General features: G+C 35.5%; 12 protein-coding genes. 10 read left to right on the forward strand and 2 right to left on the reverse strand.

Annotated features, from left to right (window positions below; genetic code table 11):
* The first annotated feature begins 217 nt into the window (after nt 1-217).
* The 5 genes from IGJ18_RS00475 to IGJ18_RS00495 all read left to right on the forward strand — a co-directional run bounded on the left by IGJ18_RS00475 (nt 218) and on the right by IGJ18_RS00495 (nt 8,695).
* The gene (locus tag IGJ18_RS00475; protein WP_438842712.1) at nt 218-1,774 is read left to right on the forward strand and encodes a hypothetical protein; all 1,557 of its coding nucleotides are present in this window, start codon (nt 218-220) and stop codon (nt 1,772-1,774) included.
* 360 nt (nt 1,775-2,134) lie between these two features.
* Nucleotides 2,135-4,762 carry a hypothetical protein gene (locus IGJ18_RS00480; protein WP_438842713.1) on the forward strand — a complete coding sequence of 876 codons (2,628 nt, stop codon included), beginning with the start codon at nt 2,135-2,137 and terminating at the stop codon, nt 4,760-4,762.
* Nucleotides 4,763-5,072: 310 nt separating this feature from the next.
* Nucleotides 5,073-5,411 (forward strand): hypothetical protein, encoded by a 339-nt coding sequence (locus IGJ18_RS00485; protein WP_096709759.1) that lies wholly within the window; start codon nt 5,073-5,075, stop codon nt 5,409-5,411.
* Nucleotides 5,412-5,815: 404 nt separating this feature from the next.
* Nucleotides 5,816-6,955 (forward strand): hypothetical protein, encoded by a 1,140-nt coding sequence (locus IGJ18_RS00490; protein WP_438842714.1) that lies wholly within the window; start codon nt 5,816-5,818, stop codon nt 6,953-6,955.
* A 99-nt stretch (nt 6,956-7,054) separates the two neighbouring features.
* Nucleotides 7,055-8,695, forward strand: a complete 1,641-nt coding sequence (locus IGJ18_RS00495; RefSeq protein WP_438842715.1) for a hypothetical protein — start codon at nt 7,055-7,057, stop codon at nt 8,693-8,695.
* Nucleotides 8,696-9,181: 486 nt separating this feature from the next.
* On the opposite strand, the gene IGJ18_RS00500 is transcribed toward IGJ18_RS00495, so the two are convergent.
* Together IGJ18_RS00500 and rpmB are read right to left on the reverse strand one after the other, a co-directional pair.
* Complete coding sequence (locus tag IGJ18_RS00500; protein ID WP_438842716.1) at nt 9,182-11,806, reverse strand: YfhO family protein; 2,625 nt, start codon at nt 11,804-11,806, stop codon at nt 9,182-9,184.
* A gap of 360 nt (nt 11,807-12,166) precedes the next feature.
* Nucleotides 12,167-12,355, reverse strand: a complete 189-nt coding sequence (rpmB, locus tag IGJ18_RS00505; protein WP_010720425.1) for a 50S ribosomal protein L28 — start codon at nt 12,353-12,355, stop codon at nt 12,167-12,169.
* Between the two features lie 270 nt (nt 12,356-12,625).
* On the opposite strand from rpmB, the gene IGJ18_RS00510 reads away from it, so the two are divergent.
* From IGJ18_RS00510 to acpP, 5 genes are all read left to right on the forward strand, one after another.
* Nucleotides 12,626-12,988: an Asp23/Gls24 family envelope stress response protein gene (locus tag IGJ18_RS00510; protein WP_010720424.1), complete on the forward strand. Its 363-nt coding sequence runs from the start codon at nt 12,626-12,628 to the stop codon at nt 12,986-12,988.
* Nucleotides 12,989-13,040: 52 nt separating this feature from the next.
* Nucleotides 13,041-14,714 (forward strand): DAK2 domain-containing protein, encoded by a 1,674-nt coding sequence (locus IGJ18_RS00515; RefSeq protein WP_034698624.1) that lies wholly within the window; start codon nt 13,041-13,043, stop codon nt 14,712-14,714.
* Nucleotides 14,715-14,837: 123 nt separating this feature from the next.
* Complete coding sequence (recG, locus tag IGJ18_RS00520; RefSeq protein WP_438842717.1) at nt 14,838-16,874, forward strand: ATP-dependent DNA helicase RecG; 2,037 nt, start codon at nt 14,838-14,840, stop codon at nt 16,872-16,874.
* A gap of 47 nt (nt 16,875-16,921) precedes the next feature.
* A complete protein-coding gene (gene plsX / locus IGJ18_RS00525) occupies nt 16,922-17,923 on the forward strand; it encodes a phosphate acyltransferase PlsX (protein WP_010720421.1) in 1,002 nt (333 codons plus the stop codon).
* Between the two features lie 121 nt (nt 17,924-18,044).
* Entirely contained in the window at nt 18,045-18,287 is a 243-nt protein-coding gene (gene acpP / locus IGJ18_RS00530) for an acyl carrier protein (RefSeq protein WP_010720420.1), read from the forward strand.
* The last annotated feature ends 93 nt before the right edge of the window (nt 18,288-18,380 follow it).

Consider the following 18,380-nt stretch of genomic DNA (forward strand, 5'->3'; position numbering starts at 1 on the left):
TTTTTATGAGTTTTAACTCTCTAAAAAATAATAACAGTAACACGATATTACTAGTATCTAAGTAGCTAAATGATCAATTTTATATAAATATAAAATAACTATTATTTAAAATAACAATCGAAATAACATAAAGTATATAAAAAAGAAAAAGTTGTTGCTAAAGAGAGGATTCTTTTCTTTATAATAGAACCTAATGAGCGAAAGGAGAATAAATGATATGAGCAATGAAAAATTAGATCAGAATACTTTAATCAGCATACTGGGAGAAGTACATGAGGAAAAACCCTTTATTGAGACGAGACTAGATGAGAAAGAAAATTTTAAAAACGCTATGGGTAATATATTCCAACAAAACCCATCCATACAGCCAAAAATAGTAACACCAGCCCCAGCAAAAAATTCGGCAAACAATAATCCATCAGTACTATCGAGTGTGAAGATGGAAAATTCAACTAGCATATTGGGAGAAACAACCGGTTCAAAATCGTTTATGGCTATGACAGCAGCTGAGAAAAAAATTTTTAAAAACGCTATGGGTAATATATTCCAACAAAACCTAACCATACAGCCAAAAATAGTAACACCAGATCCAGCAAAAAATTCGGCAAACAATAATCCATCAATACCATCGAGTGCGCAGATGGAAAATCCAACTAGCATATTAGGAGAAACAACCGGTTCAAAATCGTTTATGGCTATGACAGCAGCTGAGAAAGAAAATTTTAAAAATGCTATGGGTAATATATTCCAACAAAACCCATCCATACAGCCAAAAATAGTAACTCCAGATCCAGCAAAAAATTCGGCAAACAATAATCCATCAGTACTATCGAGTGCGAAGATGGAAAATTCAACTAGCATATTGGGAGAAACAACCGGTTCAAAATCGTTTATGGCTATGACAGCAACTGAGAAAGAAATTTTTAAAAACGCTATGGGTAACATATTCCTAAAGAACCTGCCCATACATCAGACAACAGTAATACCAGTGCCAATAACAAAGGAATCGTCAGAAACTAAACCTTCTGATCAAGGAGAGCATAGAAGAAAATTCGTTGATGTATTAAACCAAATAAAGTTAAATAATCCAGTAGCACAAGAAAGAACAGCAGAGTCTGCAAAAAAAGAATTTACAGAAAACACCTCTTTGATATTACCGAGTGAGGAGAAGTCAGGACAACCCGAGTCAACAAGAATAGATCTTACGGAAAACACTCCTTCGGCATTAACGAATGAGGAGAAACCAAAACAACCCATGCCAACAAGAACAGATCTTACGGAAAACAATTCTTCAAAACTACAAGGTGATCAAAAACTGCAACGATCAATCTTTGATAATGTATTAAACCAGTTAATGTTAAATAAACTAACGGCACAGAAAATATCAGTAGGACAAACAGTAGAAAACTCGGCAGACGATAATCCTTCGAAACTATTGAGCGAAGAGAAACCAAAACAACCCGAGCCAGCAAAAAAAGAATTTACAGAAAACATCCCTTTGACATTACCGAGTAAGGAGAAGCTAGAGCAACCTGGGCCAACAAGAAGAGATCTTACGGAAAACATTTCTTCGAAACTAGAAGTTGATCAAGAAAAGCATAACAATAAAACCAATCAACTGGTACCAAAAACAAATGTCAAAGCGTTAACTAAGTTTTTTGAAACAAAGAGTTCTATAAACGAAGCTTGTGATAGAGCAAAACAAGGTGCGGAGTTAGAAAAAAATAGAATTTCCCAAAATACTGTGACAAATGGACAATCTTTATCTAGGTAATAGCTGATAATCAACCCTTAATAAAGAAGTCAGATGGATTTTATACGGCTAGTGAGTACACCTGTTGTTTGATTATTTGAGAACGTACCATAGCTACTCAAGGTGAGCCATTTTTGTAGGATAGAATGCTTCAATTCATGATTTTGTTTTATGAATATGCGAATCGAGTTCAGTACTCAGCTAAATATTGGAAGAGTAGATATGAAAAATAATGACTAGATATTAAGTTAGACGATGTGTACGAATGTCGAACATTTTTACTAAGCGAAACATAAATTTTAAAAAAAAGAAAAAATAGGTAAAGGAATGATTGGATTTTAGTATACAATATGGACTAACTTAACGGAGGGAGATTTTTTAATGGAAAATAATCAGGAAACATTAATGGAAAATAATCAGGAAACATTGGAGACTATACATGGAGACCTTATAGCGATAGCTAACAATCTAGGATTTTATGATAGCGAAACATTTCATAAAAAAATAAGTGAAGAAACAAAGAAAACGTTATCGAAAGACAATAAGCAATTAACCAAAGAAAAACTAGAAGTAGCAGTGATGAACTTAACTGAAATGATACCGAATACTATAAAAACTAAACTAAAGGCACATGAAAGGCTAGTAGCAAGTAAAAGCACACGTTTATTTACACGTGCTGTAAGCGAAAAAAAGCAAGATTCAGATGGTATTTTACAAGATATACTATCATATAACAAAAGTATTAGTGATGGAGTGGAATCACTGAAGAAAGCTAGACCGCATGAAAGAGAACAGCTAATTAGTTCAATTGAAGAAGGTTGGGAAGCTGCTAAGAACAATTTGAACCTATTAAAAAAAGACGAGGGTATTGCTCCTGATGGAATGACTGACACTGCAGTAATAGAATCTCTATTATTTCAGAGAAAGAATTTTTTAAATACATATCACATGATACATCAAGTAAGGGAACAACTTGGTTTAAAACAAATTCGAAGGCAAGATTTAAGTGTTGGTGCTAATAGCCAAAACTCTTCGGTTAGTTTAGCAGAAGCGGTTAAAATGAAATTTAAAGAATTCCAAAAGAAACAACAAGAGAGTCTAAAAAACAATTCAGAGGACAACACAATACATAGTTCCCAGCTTACGAGTCAAGGACAAAACGGAAATCATGCTGTTGATGATAATGGGTATGACGAACCAGTTGAATATGGTGAAGTAGGCATTTATGGGGAGAACGGGAATCCCGAGGGGCTAACTCCTCGTTCAAGTGCTGTTGCTGCTCATGTGTATGGCGAACCAGTTGAATATTATGAAGTAGACATTTATGGGGAGAACGGGAATCCTGAGGAAGTAAGTTTAGAGCCAACTCCTCGTCCAAGTAATGCTTCTACCACGTCTTCAATATCTTTTAGCATCTATGATGAAGTTGCGGATATTAATAATGATTATGAAGTCGTAGATAATAACCGGGATCAAGGGCCAAAACCGGAACTTTGGCAATCCATGAACTCTTTAAGAAATGAAAAGCAAAAACTATATAAAGAGATCATTCAGTTATCTAAAGAACATAAAGTAGGTACAAAAGAATTTTCTGAAAAAGTAGAGAGATTACTAGATATTCGCTATAAAATCGCCATAAAAAAAGAACTGATTCAAAAGGTTGGTTTTGATTTCACAAAAATTTTAAATAATTCTAAATTTTTAGGTAGAGACAATCCAGACATGATAAACAAATATGATGATGCAATCAGTAATTTTATAAACCAAACAAAAACTAATATACCACAAGTAACAACTGACAATACTAAAGATGAGAATAAGAAAAAAAGAGCTAAATTATATCAGAAAATGAAACATCAATTTAATACCAATCAAACATTGTCTGGAAGAGAATCAGCTGCACAGATTTATCCACTTATAGTAGAAGTATTGAACAAAAATATACCTAATAACCTATCGACCTATGATTATTACGATTTGAGTAAAAGTAAAACGTTGAAAAAGGCCGGTCTTCATAAATGGGGAAATGTTGAGAAGATATTGGATGCTTCGAATCGATTAAAGTTTAATTATCCGTCACCTGATACTAAAAACTTGCAGTACGTTAAACAAAGCAAAAAAGAGTTAAAGGAACTTGAATTGGTTTTCAATAAACAAGTTACTAAATTTTATAAGCTTTTTAAAAATGCTAAAACTTCACTAAATAAGGATGTGCATGAAAAAGAATTCATCACTAATCTAAGCAACTTACGTGACATCCATCATCAACTTGAGACTAGAAAAACGATCGAACACATGCTTGGGATGGACTATGAGAAATTTTGTCACAAATTTGCTGAGCGAAACAACGTTGATCCCCAAAAAATCATTCATGCATGGCAGGAGACAGCAGCAACGCAATTAAAAGATAAAAGTCCTAATCTGGTGGATGATTTTACACAGGAGGTTAGCAAAAGATTTCAGGATGTGACAAGGAGTGCTGACCCGTTATCAGTTGGGAAGTTGAATGAATTTTTTAATATGGATCTATATAAGGCTAGAATAGCGAAGAACTATTTAGACTCCAAAAAGGTTGATTATGCTCAAGATAGAGCTTGGATTATTAATAAGGTCAATTATATAAAACGATTGGATAAAGAGGGATCATATAAAAGGGCGAATGAAGAGTTCATAAAGCTACTACCAGAAATAGATAAGCTACTTAATCAATACACGCTAATCGAACAACCATTTTATCACATTAATACCCCTATTAATGAGTGTCCTACATTAAAGAACTTAGGAATTAAAGATTGCCGTGAGTATTTACCAGATCCTGTGAAAAAAATAGAACCCCTTTACGCTGAAGTGAATAAAAATAAGGGAATGAATCCAGAAAATGCCCAAGGACGATTATTAAATATAATAAATGGAGCACAAAGTAAAGTACATCAGGATGCGCAAAATCAACAACTTGATCCGTCTAAAGGAAAGCCTAGTAATGATTTATTAAGAGAGACTAGTGTCTAATTTAAATTATAAAATGTAAAACAAACAGTTAAAGAATCTGAAACCATTTTTGTACCGATCCCTAAAGATTAGCTCAAAAACTAACTTCTGGGGGTCGGTAGTTTTATGAATAAATAGACAAAAAAGTAAGGGACAAAAAAAGACACCACAACATTATAATTTACCTATGACATAAAGTCTGAAAGAGCGAAGGGAGAAAAAAATTATGGAAAATAAGCAATCAATAGGACAAGGTAAGCACCATGGAAAATAAAAAGAACGATGGTATCCCTAAAGAGCAGGCAATGCGATCCGATCCAAGTATCATCAAATGACAATAAAACAATTGCAACAAACAAAAAAAGAATTGTATAAAACTATTATTGCGTTATCTAAAAAAGGGGAGGTAAATACCGAAACATTTAAAGAAAATCTATCTAATTTGTTGGAAATAAGATATCAACTTGCAATAAAAAAAGAATTTGAACAAAGTATTGGTGTAGATATTTCCATTTTTTATCAAAAAGAGTCATTATTTACTATGCCAGCTATAGAATCAAGTTTGGAGCAAACTTTAGAATCAATACAACCTTTAAATCAAATTTACAAAAATAAAATGACTGAACTTTATCAAAAAAACCAGCAATCATCAGAAGGTCCTTCTGTATAATTTACCATCAACAAATAGTTTTTCTAATAGTCGATCGAAACCTGTAACTAGAAATGATCATTTACAACCAACAAATGGTGTTTCTAACAGTCGATTGGAAACTGAAACCAGAAATGATCGTTCTTTTTAACTAATAGATAAATAAAGCATCAAGAGTGGCAGAAGCATTCAGCCAGGATGTATCATTTGTGTTATTTTATTTTTGGAGTTCCTAATTGGAAGACTCAGGTAAGCTTGCGTACTACGGGCAAATTCTAAAATAGATCAATCAGTTTACTGAATCCTCTGTTACTATACAGAACTTAAATTTTAAAAATAAAGAAAAAAATGGACTAGGAACCACTTGTTTTGAGTATATAATGTGAAGGACTTAGTAGGTTTATTAACGAAAGGAGAGTTATTTTATGGGAACTGAAGAAGATAAATATCTAGGAACATCAAGCTTTAACCGTATTACTTACCATCAAAGTTTTGACGATAGTTCGGATTCTGAGGATGAGTTTGAACAAGCTGCAGACCCAAGGGAGAATGCTGGGGCTAACGAAAACCAAGCCATGATCGTTGACTATAGTAAGCTAACAATGAAAGAGTTGAAACACAAGAAAGAAGATTTGTACAAAGAAATCATCCCAGCTTATGAAGAAGGGGATTTGGATACCAATCAATCGAAAGAAAAATTACGTAACTTGTTAAACATACGATACCAAATTCTTGCTAGAAATCAGCTTAAAAAACAATTCGGTATTGATGTTCACGCTTTGTATCATAAAGATCATTTGTTTGATGATCGAAGCGTAGAAGGGCAACCATTGAATCAAACATACAAAAAAAAAATAGTTGCTCTTTCTAATGGAATCTCAGACCCTCCAGAACAATCAGTAGATTATTTAGATAAACCATCAAAAAAAGATCTAAAAGAAATTGGTGAGCTCTATAAGCAAATAAAGAAGTTAAAAACAAAAGATTTAGAAAAAGCAAGGAGTTTAGTTAAGCTTTTGCATAACAAACTTCAACCTGAATTGAATAAAAAATTACAATACCTAAATGATCGACATAGCTATGACTATTACGATCTAAGTCGAAGCAAAACTTTACAAAAAGCAAGGATACACGATATAGATAGTAAAAATATACTTATAACAAATAGCAAAGAACGTTTAACTCATAGAAGCTATAATCATAAAACATTTGACTTTGACATCCATACTAAAAATAAGAAGGAACTAAAGCAACTAGAAGAGAAGTACAATAAATCACTTGCTTCGTTGATTAAAAAATCAAGAAAGCAAGAAGTCCCTGGTTTGAATGAGCGTATTAAATGGACTATAGGACAACTACGTGATGTCCGTCTTCATCTTTATGTCGTAAGAAACGTGGATCGTGTTTCTAGTATTGACCTGCGCGAGTTTTGTGAAAAATATGCTCCAAGAATAGGGGAAAATCCGCAACGACTCTATCGGTCGTTTCAATTGACACTGGTAGATCATTTAAAAACGTCGGGGTCTAACTTAAGTGAAAGGCAATCTATTGATGAAGAATATTAAGAATTAAAGAAAGCGGATAGTGAAATAACCTGGAATGAATCGAAGAAGAAGATAAACGAACTCTGTTCTAAAATATTTCAGGTACTTGAACATAATGGCTTGATAGAAGCTAACGCCTATAAGTACAAAAATGACTTAGAAAATAATAGTCCTATCTATAAGCTATTTGAAAAAGAGATTGAAGAGATCAAAAAGACTACATTAGAAAATGCTGTTCCTGAAATTTCAAAAAAACGAAGTGAGTATGTAGAATTAGGAATAAAAGATTTGAGGAAAACAAAAGAGAAATTATATGATGAGATTATTACGGCGTATCAAAACGGGTATATAGACACTCCAAGCTTTAAAGAAAATTTACGAGATTTACTAGAAGTTCGTTACCAAATTGCAATGAAAAAAGGGTTGAAACGAAATGTTTTTATCCTAATGACAAAAGCGGAAAATTCAGTCGCAACAAAAAGCTATAATTATTACGATCTCAGCACAAGCAATACGTTAAAAAAAGCAGGTATACATAACATAGATAGTAAGATGATTCTCAGTAAGGAAAATGAATACACATTAAATGAACAAGATCAAGAATATCTTACAAAAAATGAGCAAGAATTGGAACAAGAATTAGCTGATTTGAAAAATCTGAAGAATACACTTGATAAACAATCAAGTGAACAAACAGATCCTCGGCTGAAAAAGCAAATGGAAGTGGGATTAGCTGAATTAACAGCTCAAATAGAGGACACTTCTCTTCATCATCGTGTATTGCGAGATATAAACGGATTTGTTGGTATTGACCTCCAAGAGTTTTGTGAAAAATATGCTCGAAGAGTAGGGGAAGATCCACAAAAATTACATTATATGTTTCAAAAAAAAGCAGTAGAAACATTAAAAACGTATAATGGAAATGTTGAAGAAACAAAGTCAGAATTAAAATTTGTTGCTGAGAGCTACGAGAGCATAAAACAGGATGATAAAAAAAAATACTGGAAGAAAGCGAATAGGGAGATAAACACCCTTATTTCAAAAATAAACAATGTATTTGAAACGGATAAGTTAACCGAAAATCAACACTTACAGGAACCACGATTATCTGTGGAAGAAGGACAATCAAGCAGAAGTAGTTTCGATCAATCCGCTCGCAGCTCTCAAACCGGCTCCGAATTTTCAATTAGTAGTAGTTTATTGGATAAAGAAAATGATGCAACTCCAGAAGAAACAAATTTATATCTAGAAGCGAGAAATACTACATTAGCTAGTGAGATAAAAGGAGCAACAGACGGTTTAGGCAAACCCGCTTGTAACTTTAAAACTGGCTCCAATACTTCAAACCAGAGTAATTTAACAGATAAAGAGATTAATCCAAATCCAGAAGTAACACAGCTTAGTGGAAACAGCAAGGAAGAAGGAAAAACAGGCAGTTTAGATCAACTTACCTCTCAAACCAAAAAAACATCTTTGTTTAGAGCTACATATGCGGATATCAGAGACTTGCAAGACAACTTAATATATCAAAAAAAAGCTAGACAATTAAGTAATGAAGTGGGGAATAATGGCAAGTTTAATAACGGAGAAGTAGATAATGGAAAGGTAGATAACGGTAGGTTGAGTAATAGTCAGAAAAAAGAACTGAGAGTAATTTTAGGAAACAGTGGCACACAGGAGGCCAAAATGCATTCTACAGCATCTCCAAATCTTGTAAGCCGGGTAAATAATCCTAAGGGCGCCGTTGGGTACGACAGATGAGTAATCAATAAACCAGAACATTTAACTTTTTAACTTCGTTGAGGAATGATCAGAAATTGATGTTGGTTATGAGAGATAGAATAATTGGGACAGAAAGAAGAAAAGTTTCTTTCTGTCTTTTTTTATTTGGTAGGTTTTGCCATGACGGAACATGTTTTGTAGGTTGAAATAATAAAAATAAGCGATTGGATCCTTGACAATTCACCCTCTCTTTCCGGAGGTGGGAATTTAAATAAGGGCAGTTCATCTAATCAACAGGGTGATGTTCAACGCTTAAGAGAGCTTTTGGAGAAAAGACGTGAATCAAGTTCGAGTCTGCAATCAACGTCAAGGATTGCAGGCTCCACAAGTCCTGTAAGGAAGATAACAGAACATAATGAAATTACTGAATACGGTAGTAGATAAGTAATCAGAACTATAAGAGTCATCAACGTAAAAATCAGCGCCATCATTTCAATTTTAGAAATGATGGCGCTGATTGGATCATTAACTATGTTTATATCGCTTATTTACTTTGGGCTCTTTTTTTTGATACCACACATATAGGATAAAAAGTCCGATACAAAGAACGAACAAAATCGATCCGATGATAAAACCTTGAGGTAAGTAACTAAAAGTGACGGTATGTTTGCCTGCAGGTAGTTTGATCATTACAAAGGCATCTTTGAAGTTTTCGACTTTGACTGCCTTTCCATCGATTTTTGCGGACCAGCCAGCATCATAAGGGATCGTTGTGACTAGCATTCTTTCTTCGGATGTGTTGACAGTACCAGTGGCTGTTCGGCCGGTCGTTTTCATAGCAACACCATTTTCTTTGATTTGGTTCATTGCTGCTTGATAAGCAACAACATCAAGTCCAAGAACTTTAGGTTCCATAAAGCTAACCTCTTTTGTGCCATAAAAACTAGCGGAGAAAGTAACTGTTGTGTCTTGAGGATAATATCCTAGATCATAATATTGTCCAGAAATACTGATCTGAGTCTTTCGTGACACACCGTTGACAGTAATCGTGGCGGTAGAACTTTCTAATTGGGCATAGTTAGTAGGGAACAAACTGAGATAAGCTTGTGTGTTTGCTGGTACACGCACTTCCCAAGTGAGCGTTTTGGGCTGGTTATTCGTGGTTTCAGAATAAGTCACCCCGGTAGACGTCTTGTTTACTGTAACGTTTTGTTGGCTTTTCAAAGTTGGTGTGTAGAAAGTAAAATACCGCTCATTTAAATCAGCCAGCCGATTGATCAAATTGGTTTGACTCGTGAGATTGTCAGTTAATGGTTGTTCCACGTGATTAATATCTACTGGTGCTGTAAAAGCTAGCGGTAAAGCATTTAGATTTTTATAGAGTGTATAGTCACCGCTCTGACTTTCTTTCACAAAGCCATATTTGCTAAAGCTACTGTCGTTTTTAGCAATGTTATATTTTATTCCTGTAAACCCATCCATCAATAAGGTATTGTTTGCGTATCGGATATTAAGATTTGTTCCCCTTGAACGAAAGCCTAACGAATCTAGATAAGCAGAAGAGTTCCTGTTTCTAATAGAAGAAAACAAACTGATACCACTATAGCCATAGTTAATGGAATCATTAGGAGAAATCGGATCAAGATTTTCTAATCGATAAAAAGTATCCGATTCTTTTTTTGTCTGGTCAACAAGTGACTTGATGCTAGGAGCAGGATCAGTATATAAGCTTCGTGAAGCATAATTCCAATCATCTAATATCCCATGAATCATACTATTCGTATTGACACTTGCTTCTCCTGTCATCAGTAACAGTAACAATAAGCTAAGGTATTTAACGGGCTGTTTTGGTTGCTGGAAAAAGCCAATTGTTAACGCGTAAAGACTCAAGAAAACAATCGTTAAGACAAACGATGTCGTTGTAATATAAGAGTAACTATTATTAGGCTTAAGTCCCCATGCGATAGCAAAAACTGCTGCTAAAATGATGATGATACTGAGGAGTAAGCCCTGATCCTCTTTAGTTATTCGTTCCCATCCTTTGGCCGCTAACAAAAGGACGAGAAAAGAAAACAAATAGGAATAGCGGAACAAAAACATATTAGGCGCATGCATACCATGCCAAAAGAGGTTGAGTGGTACAAGATAGAAACTAGCAATTAATAAAGCAAATAAACTACCATACAAAAGTTTGTTCTTTAAGTTGATTTTTCGACTAGCAAAATAAAATAGACATAAAACTAATGGAAACAAACCAGCATAAATAAAAGGAATGGAGCCATATTTGGTTGTGTCATAGACACCGATCATGTTTTTCATGATGATATCCAAATATGAGGTAGCTTCGGTTTTTAGTGTAGTGATCTGTGTTAATGTTTCGCCATTTGATCGGAGATCCAAGACTGCTGGAAGAATAATGATCATTGATGCTCCACCAGCTAATAAGGAAGTAATCCCATAAAGTACAATCGATTTTTTGTAGAGTGACCATTTTGTAAACAGCCTTGCCATAAAATAAAGAAAAGAAAAAATACCGATCATAAAGCCCATATAAAAACTGGATAAAAAGAGCAATAAGTAACTAACAAATAATAATGTTGGTCGTTTATAATCCATGACCCGATGGATACCCAAAATAATAAGTGGAAGATAAATAAACGCATCCAACCACATAATGATCTCAGAATGAGCGGTAATGAAAGAGATCGAAGCATAGCTAACACTTAAAGCCACTTGTCCCCAACGTGGAATTTTATACGTCCGTGCAAGGAACCAAAAAGATAATCCAGCAAACCCAACTTTAAGCAGAGTTAGAAAATATAAAGCATCAGGCATCATATTATTAGGAAACAAAAGAACAAGCGGAGTAAATAATCCGCCTAAGTAATATGAAATTAAAGATAAATAATTCAGACCTAATGAGGCGTTCCAAGTATAAAAAATACTTTGCTTTCCTAATAACATGTTCCGAAAGCTTGCATGGAAATTTGAAAATTGAGAAAATGCATCACTTGCAAGAATGCTTCGGCTACTTCCTGGATAAATTCCGATACTTAAGTAAACTAACGCAAGTATCAAAAAAGGGATCAGAAAACTAGCAAAAGCATAACGACCATTTTCTTTAAAAAAAAGTTTGATTTTTGTTTTCATTGATTCATTCACCAAATTTCTATGAAATATGAAGTTATCTCTAGTTTATCATATTCATATTTTTAACTACATGAAAAGACTTGGCATTTCCAAAAAAATAAAAAAACAATAATAAATAACGTTTATTTTGAAAATAAAAGGCAAAAAAACTTATATAAACTGATTTTATAAATGATAAAATACCAGTTTTTAAAAGAATACATGTTTAATATTAAGGATTTGGCAAAACCTAAAAAGCCTACAAATGATCGTTCATCAAGATCATTTGTAGGCTTTTCAACTAACTTCTTTTATGAAAAGTAAGGCATTATAATAAAAATAAAAACCGTTCACGCACCGAACGGTTCAAACTTCATTCAATTAAACGCGTGCAACTTTTCCTGACTTCAAAGCACGAGTTGACACCCAAACTTTTTTAGGTTTTCCGTCGATCATAACGCGAACTTTTTGTAAGTTAGGTTTAACAGTACGTTTTGTTGAGTTCATCGCATGAGAACGATTGTTTCCACTTTTTGTCTTGCGACCAGTAAAGTAACAAACTTTTGCCATGTAATTTTCCCCCTTTACCTCGATTTGGAGCGATAGAATAATTCAGCTCATACCAGAATAACATATCATATGAAGGGGTAATATGCAAGTGTCTTTTCATAGCAAGAATTGACAATCCATGGGAATAATTGTAAATTATACAGGACTAATTTTAAAATTTTCAGCGGTTTTTGAGTACTTTAGGGTAACTGCCTTTTATTTCGGGTGACGCTATGATAAAATATGATAGAAGAAAAATGGGAGTATTTTGCCCGTTAAGGAGGCTCATTCATGGCTGTAAAAATTCAAACGTCAGCTGGAACCATTGAAATTACCAATGATGTGATTGCAACAGTTGTTGGTGGCGCCGCAACAGATGTGTTCGGTGTTGTAGGAATGGCCAGCAAGAACCAAATAAAAGATAATATTACTGAAATTCTACGAAAAGAAAATTATTCTCGAGGAGTAGTTGTTCGCCAAGAAGCTAATGGTATCGCAGTAGATGTTTATACGATCATTAGTTATGGTACAAAAATTTCAGAAGTTTCTCGCAATGTCCAAGAAAAAGTAAAATACAACTTGGAGACATTACTAGGTGTAACAGCCAATTCTGTTAATGTTTTCGTCCAAGGTGTTCGTGTACTGCCAGACTAGGCAGAAGGCTTGCTGAATGATTCAGCAGTCGATCTGAAGGAGGATTATCTAGGTGAGTGTAACAGAAATCAGTGCAAGCCAATTCCAGGAAATGGTTCAGGCGGGCGCGAATCGTCTGCAAGTAAATGCAGAATATGTCAATTCGTTAAATGTATTCCCAGTTCCTGATGGAGATACAGGTACCAATATGAATTTATCTATGACAAGTGGAGCTAAAGCAGTTGCTGATTCTACTTCTGAAAAAGTAGGCGAGTTAGCAGCAATGTTATCAAAAGGCCTACTAATGGGAGCCAGAGGAAATTCAGGAGTTATTTTGTCTCAATTATTCCGAGGCTTTTCAAAGCAAATACCTGACGTGACAGTGTTAAACGCTGCAGATTTAGCTGCGGCTTTTACGCATGGCGTTGAGACAGCTTATAAAGCAGTCATGAAGCCTGTTGAAGGAACCATTTTGACAGTAGCCCGTGAAGCTGCAAAAGCTGGAGAAAAGAAAGCTAAAACAAGTGACGACGTTGTTGAAGTGATGACGGCTGTGGTAAAAGGTGGGAAACGTGCCTTAGCGAAAACACCTGATTTGTTACCAGTGTTAAAAGAAGTCGGTGTCGTCGATAGTGGCGGTCAAGGTTTGCTATTTGTATATGAAGGCTTCTTAAGTGCCTTGAATGGTGAGTTCAAAATGACAGAAGTCTATGAACCATCACCAGCTGAAATGGATGAAATGGTCAATGCTGAGCATCATCGCAGTGTCCAAGGTCAATTAGCAACAGAAGATATCCATTATGGTTACTGTACAGAAATCATGGTAAAAATCGGTGAAGGGCCAACCGTCGATAGCCAATTTGACTATGAAGAATTTCGTAATTACTTAGATGGAATCGGTGATTCATTATTGGTTGTTAATGATGATGAGATCATTAAGGTCCACGTGCATACCGAAAATCCAGGTGAAGTATTAAATTATGGACAAAAATTTGGTTCATTAGTAAAAATCAAAGTCGACAACATGCGTTTACAGCATGAAACGATTTTAGAACACGATGAGCAAGCGAAGCCACAAAAAGCAGCTCGTACACCTTATGGGATTGTAGCGATTGCAGCCGGTAAAGGAGTGCAAGAGTTATTTGAAAGTTTAGGAGCAAACTACGTCATTAGTGGTGGACAAACGATGAACCCAAGTACGGAAGATATCGTTAAAGCAATCAAGGAAGTCAATGCGGATAAAGTCATCGTATTACCAAACAATAAAAATATCTTCATGGCTGCGGATCAAGCGGCTGAAGTAGCAGATATCCCAGTAGCGGTCGTACCATCAAAAACGATCTCTCAAGGACTAACTGCGATGCTTTCATTTAATGATCAAGTATCGTTGGAAGAAAACAAAGCGACTATGACAGAAATGCTTGCAAGTGTCGTTAGTGGGCAAATTACTCATGCGATTCGTGACACAACCATTGATGGTGTGAAAATTACTGAGGGCGATTTCTTAGGGATGATTGATGGGAAAATCGTTATCTCAGATTCTGACATGATGGCAACTTCATTCGCTACCTTAGAAAAAATGATCACTGAAGAAACAGAAATTGTGACGATTTTAGCAGGTGAAGGTGGTTCGGTTCATCAAGCAGAAGAATTATCAGCTAAATTAGTTGAACAATATCCAGATTTAGAAATTGAAATTCATCAAGGCGATCAACCGGTTTATCCGTATTTATTCTCTGCAGAATAGAAAAGGACAATCCTTTTCGCCTGAACGAACGGTAAAAGAACGGGGGCTGTACCAGGTTGTTGGTGCAGCCCTATTTCTAAGGAATGGATTGATAGTGAAACATACGGTAAAGGAGGGTGAAATATGAGGTCTTTAAATGATCCAGTGACGATGTTAGCCGGTGTGGGAGCAAAAAGGGCGGATAGTCTTGCTGGTCTGGGAATCCAAACCATCGAAGACCTATTGACCTATTATCCTTTTCGCTATGAAGACATTCAAGAAAGAAATTTAAATGAAATACTTGATCAAGAAAAAGTGACTTTAAAAGGCCTGGTTGTTTCACCACCAGTAATGAGTCGCTTTGGCTACAAAAAGAATCGACTCCAATTTCGTATGATGCAGGATCATGCTGTTTTCAATGTTTCTTTTTTCAATCAACCATATTTGAAAGATAAAGTGATCTTATCCGAAGAAATTGCTGTCTATGGAAAATGGGATGCGAAACGGAAGTCATTAAATGGTATGAAAATTTTGGGTTCTCAAGCGGTGGATGATTTTTCTCCAATCTATCATGTCAATAAATCAATCCGTCAAACAACTTTAGTCGATTTGATTCGAAGAGGGTTCGAAGAGTATGGTGATTTGATCGAAGAGAATCTTCCCAATGGATTAGTTGAGAAATATCGACTGTTGGATCGGTCAACAGCTGTTAAGAGCATGCATTTTCCGAAAAATCATGAAGAAAACCATCAAGCAAAACGAAGAATTGTCTTTGAAGAATTCTTTTTATTTCAAATGCGACTTCAAGGGCTTAAAAAATCGGAAAAAGCAGAAACAAATGGCATTGAAATTTTATATGACATCCAGCGCTTGAAACAATTTATTCAAAAACTACCTTTTGAATTGACGGATGCCCAAAAAAGAGTCACGAATGAAATTTGTCGTGACTTAAGAAGTCCGCAACATATGCAACGCCTATTGCAAGGTGATGTAGGTAGCGGAAAGACGATTGTTGCAGCAATTGCCTTATATGCGGCGGTCACTGCAGGGTTTCAAGGCGCATTGATGGTACCAACTGAAATTTTGGCACAACAACACATGGAAAGCCTTCTTCAATTATTTGATGCGCAAGAAGTTAAACTTGCTCTGTTAACGGGTTCGACAAAAGCCAAAGAACGAAGAGAACTACTCGAATTGCTGGAACAAGGAGAAATCGATATCGTTGTCGGTACCCATGCGTTGATTCAAGAAGGAGTCGAATTTCAAAACTTAGGTTTAGTTATTACGGATGAACAACATCGTTTTGGTGTGAATCAGCGAAAAGTACTCCGTGAAAAAGGCTGGCTTCCAGATGTTTTATTTATGACAGCCACACCAATTCCTCGGACTTTAGCGATTACTGCATACGGAGAAATGGATGTTTCGGTAATTGACGAACTTCCAGCTGGCCGGATTCCAATAGAGACGAGATGGGTTCGTACGCCACAATTAAATAGTGTGTTAGATTGGACATGGAAGGAACTGGCGAAAGGACATCAAATGTATGTCATTTGCCCGTTGATTGAAGAGTCAGAAGCATTAGACGTTAAAAACGCTGTTGAAATTTATGAAAAATTAAGTGCGCTTTTTGCGCCTCAGTATGAAGTCGGATTGTTACATGGTAAAATGAAGAACCAGGAAAAAGAAGCAATTATGGAAACATTTAAAGAAAACAAGATGCAAATCTTGGTTTCAACGACGGTCATCGAAGTGGGTGTAAACGTTCCGAATGCTACAGTCATGTTGATCATGGATGCTGATCGTTTTGGATTAGCACAGTTACATCAATTACGTGGACGTGTTGGACGTGGTAGTGATGCTTCTTATTGTGTATTGGTAGCTAATCCTAAAAATGAATTAGGGATTGAGCGAATGAAAATAATGACAGAAACGAACAATGGCTTTATTCTAAGTGAGAAAGATTTAGAGTTGCGTGGACCAGGAGAAGTATTTGGTTTTCGCCAATCAGGTTTACCGCAATTTGCAATTGCTGATCTTGTAACAGATAGTAATATATTAGAGGTAGCTCGTGATGAGGCACAAAAGCTATGGCAGTTAAAGGATTGGCAACTATTGCCAGAATACCAACATTTGGTCCGCAGTTTAGACTTGGAAAATCAAGATAATCGTTATTTTGATTAATAGACTGTGCTATACTTTATAGTGATGATAAAAAAGGAGTGGAAATAATGAAAATTGCCGTAGATGCAATGGGTGGAGATCACGCACCACAAGCCATTGTGGAAGGTGTGGCTTTAGCTCAAAAAGATTTCCCAGATGTGGAATTTATCCTTTATGGTAAGGAAAATGAAATAAGAAAATATCTAACAACAGAACACAATGTGACGATCATTCATACAGATGAAAAAATCGATAGTGATGATGAACCAGTTAAAGCCATTCGCCGTAAGAAGAATGCTTCGATGGTTTTGGCAGCACAAGCTGTCAAAAATGGTGAAGCAGACGCGATTTTTTCAGCGGGGAACACTGGCGCATTATTAGCAGCTGGACTCTTTATTGTTGGTCGTATCAAAAACATCGAACGCCCTGGTCTGATGTCTACTTTACCGGTAGTCGGTCAACCCAATGCAGGGTTTGATATGCTTGATCTAGGTGCAAATGCTGAAAATAAACCGGAACATTTATTACAATATGGCATCTTAGGCTCATTTTATGCAAGAAAAGTCCGAGGAATCGGTAGACCTCGAGTTGCGTTATTGAATAATGGGACGGAAGCAACAAAAGGAAGCGAATTAACTAAAAAAGCTTTCGAATTACTTCAAAATGAAACCAGTTTGAATTTTATTGGAAACGTTGAAGCGAGGGAACTATTGAACGGGGTAGCAGATGTTGTTGTAACCGATGGATTTACAGGCAATGCAGTATTGAAATCCATTGAGGGAACAGCAATGAATCTGATGGACCTTCTGAAAGCTGCCATTTTAAATGAAGGGTTTAAAGGAAAAATGGGCGCACTATTGTTGAAAGATGGGTTACGTTCATTAAAATCAGAAATGGATTATTCAAAACATGGCGGAGCAGTTCTTTTTGGATTAAAGGCACCAGTCATCAAAACTCACGGTGCGACTGGACCAGATGCAGTGAGACATACCATCAGACAAATCCACACTATGCTGGAAACCAATGTGGTAGGGCAGTTAGTTGAACAATTCGAAAAACCTGCAGAATAATGTTTCTGGTTGCTCGTCGACGACCCTATAGAAAAAAAGGTGGACAATCTTAGAAAATGTCAGTAAAATTAGCCTTGGTGAAGGAAATCGGCAATTTTGATAATTGTTGGAGGTGAAAACATTGTCACGTGAAGAAGTATTTAATAAAGTAGCGAAAATTATTTCAAATCATTTTGAAATTGATACAGATAAAGTAACTGATGAATTAAATATCAAAGATGACCTAAAAGCTGACTCAATCAGCATCATGGAATTTGTTTTGGAACTTGAAGATGAGTTTGGAACAGAAATTTCTGACGAAGATGCAGAACAAATTGAAACAGTTGGTGGGGCAGTTGACTACATCAGCAATCATCTTAACTAATCATCAGCATGAAAGTGAGTAAAGATCAATCGGATCTTTACTCACTTTTTTTTAATTTTTCAAGTGATTTATCTTTATTTTAAATAGATTTTT

It is taken from the genome of Enterococcus sp. AZ078 (assembly GCF_051714985.1).
GTDB lineage: Bacteria > Bacillota > Bacilli > Lactobacillales > Enterococcaceae > Enterococcus_B > Enterococcus_B hirae.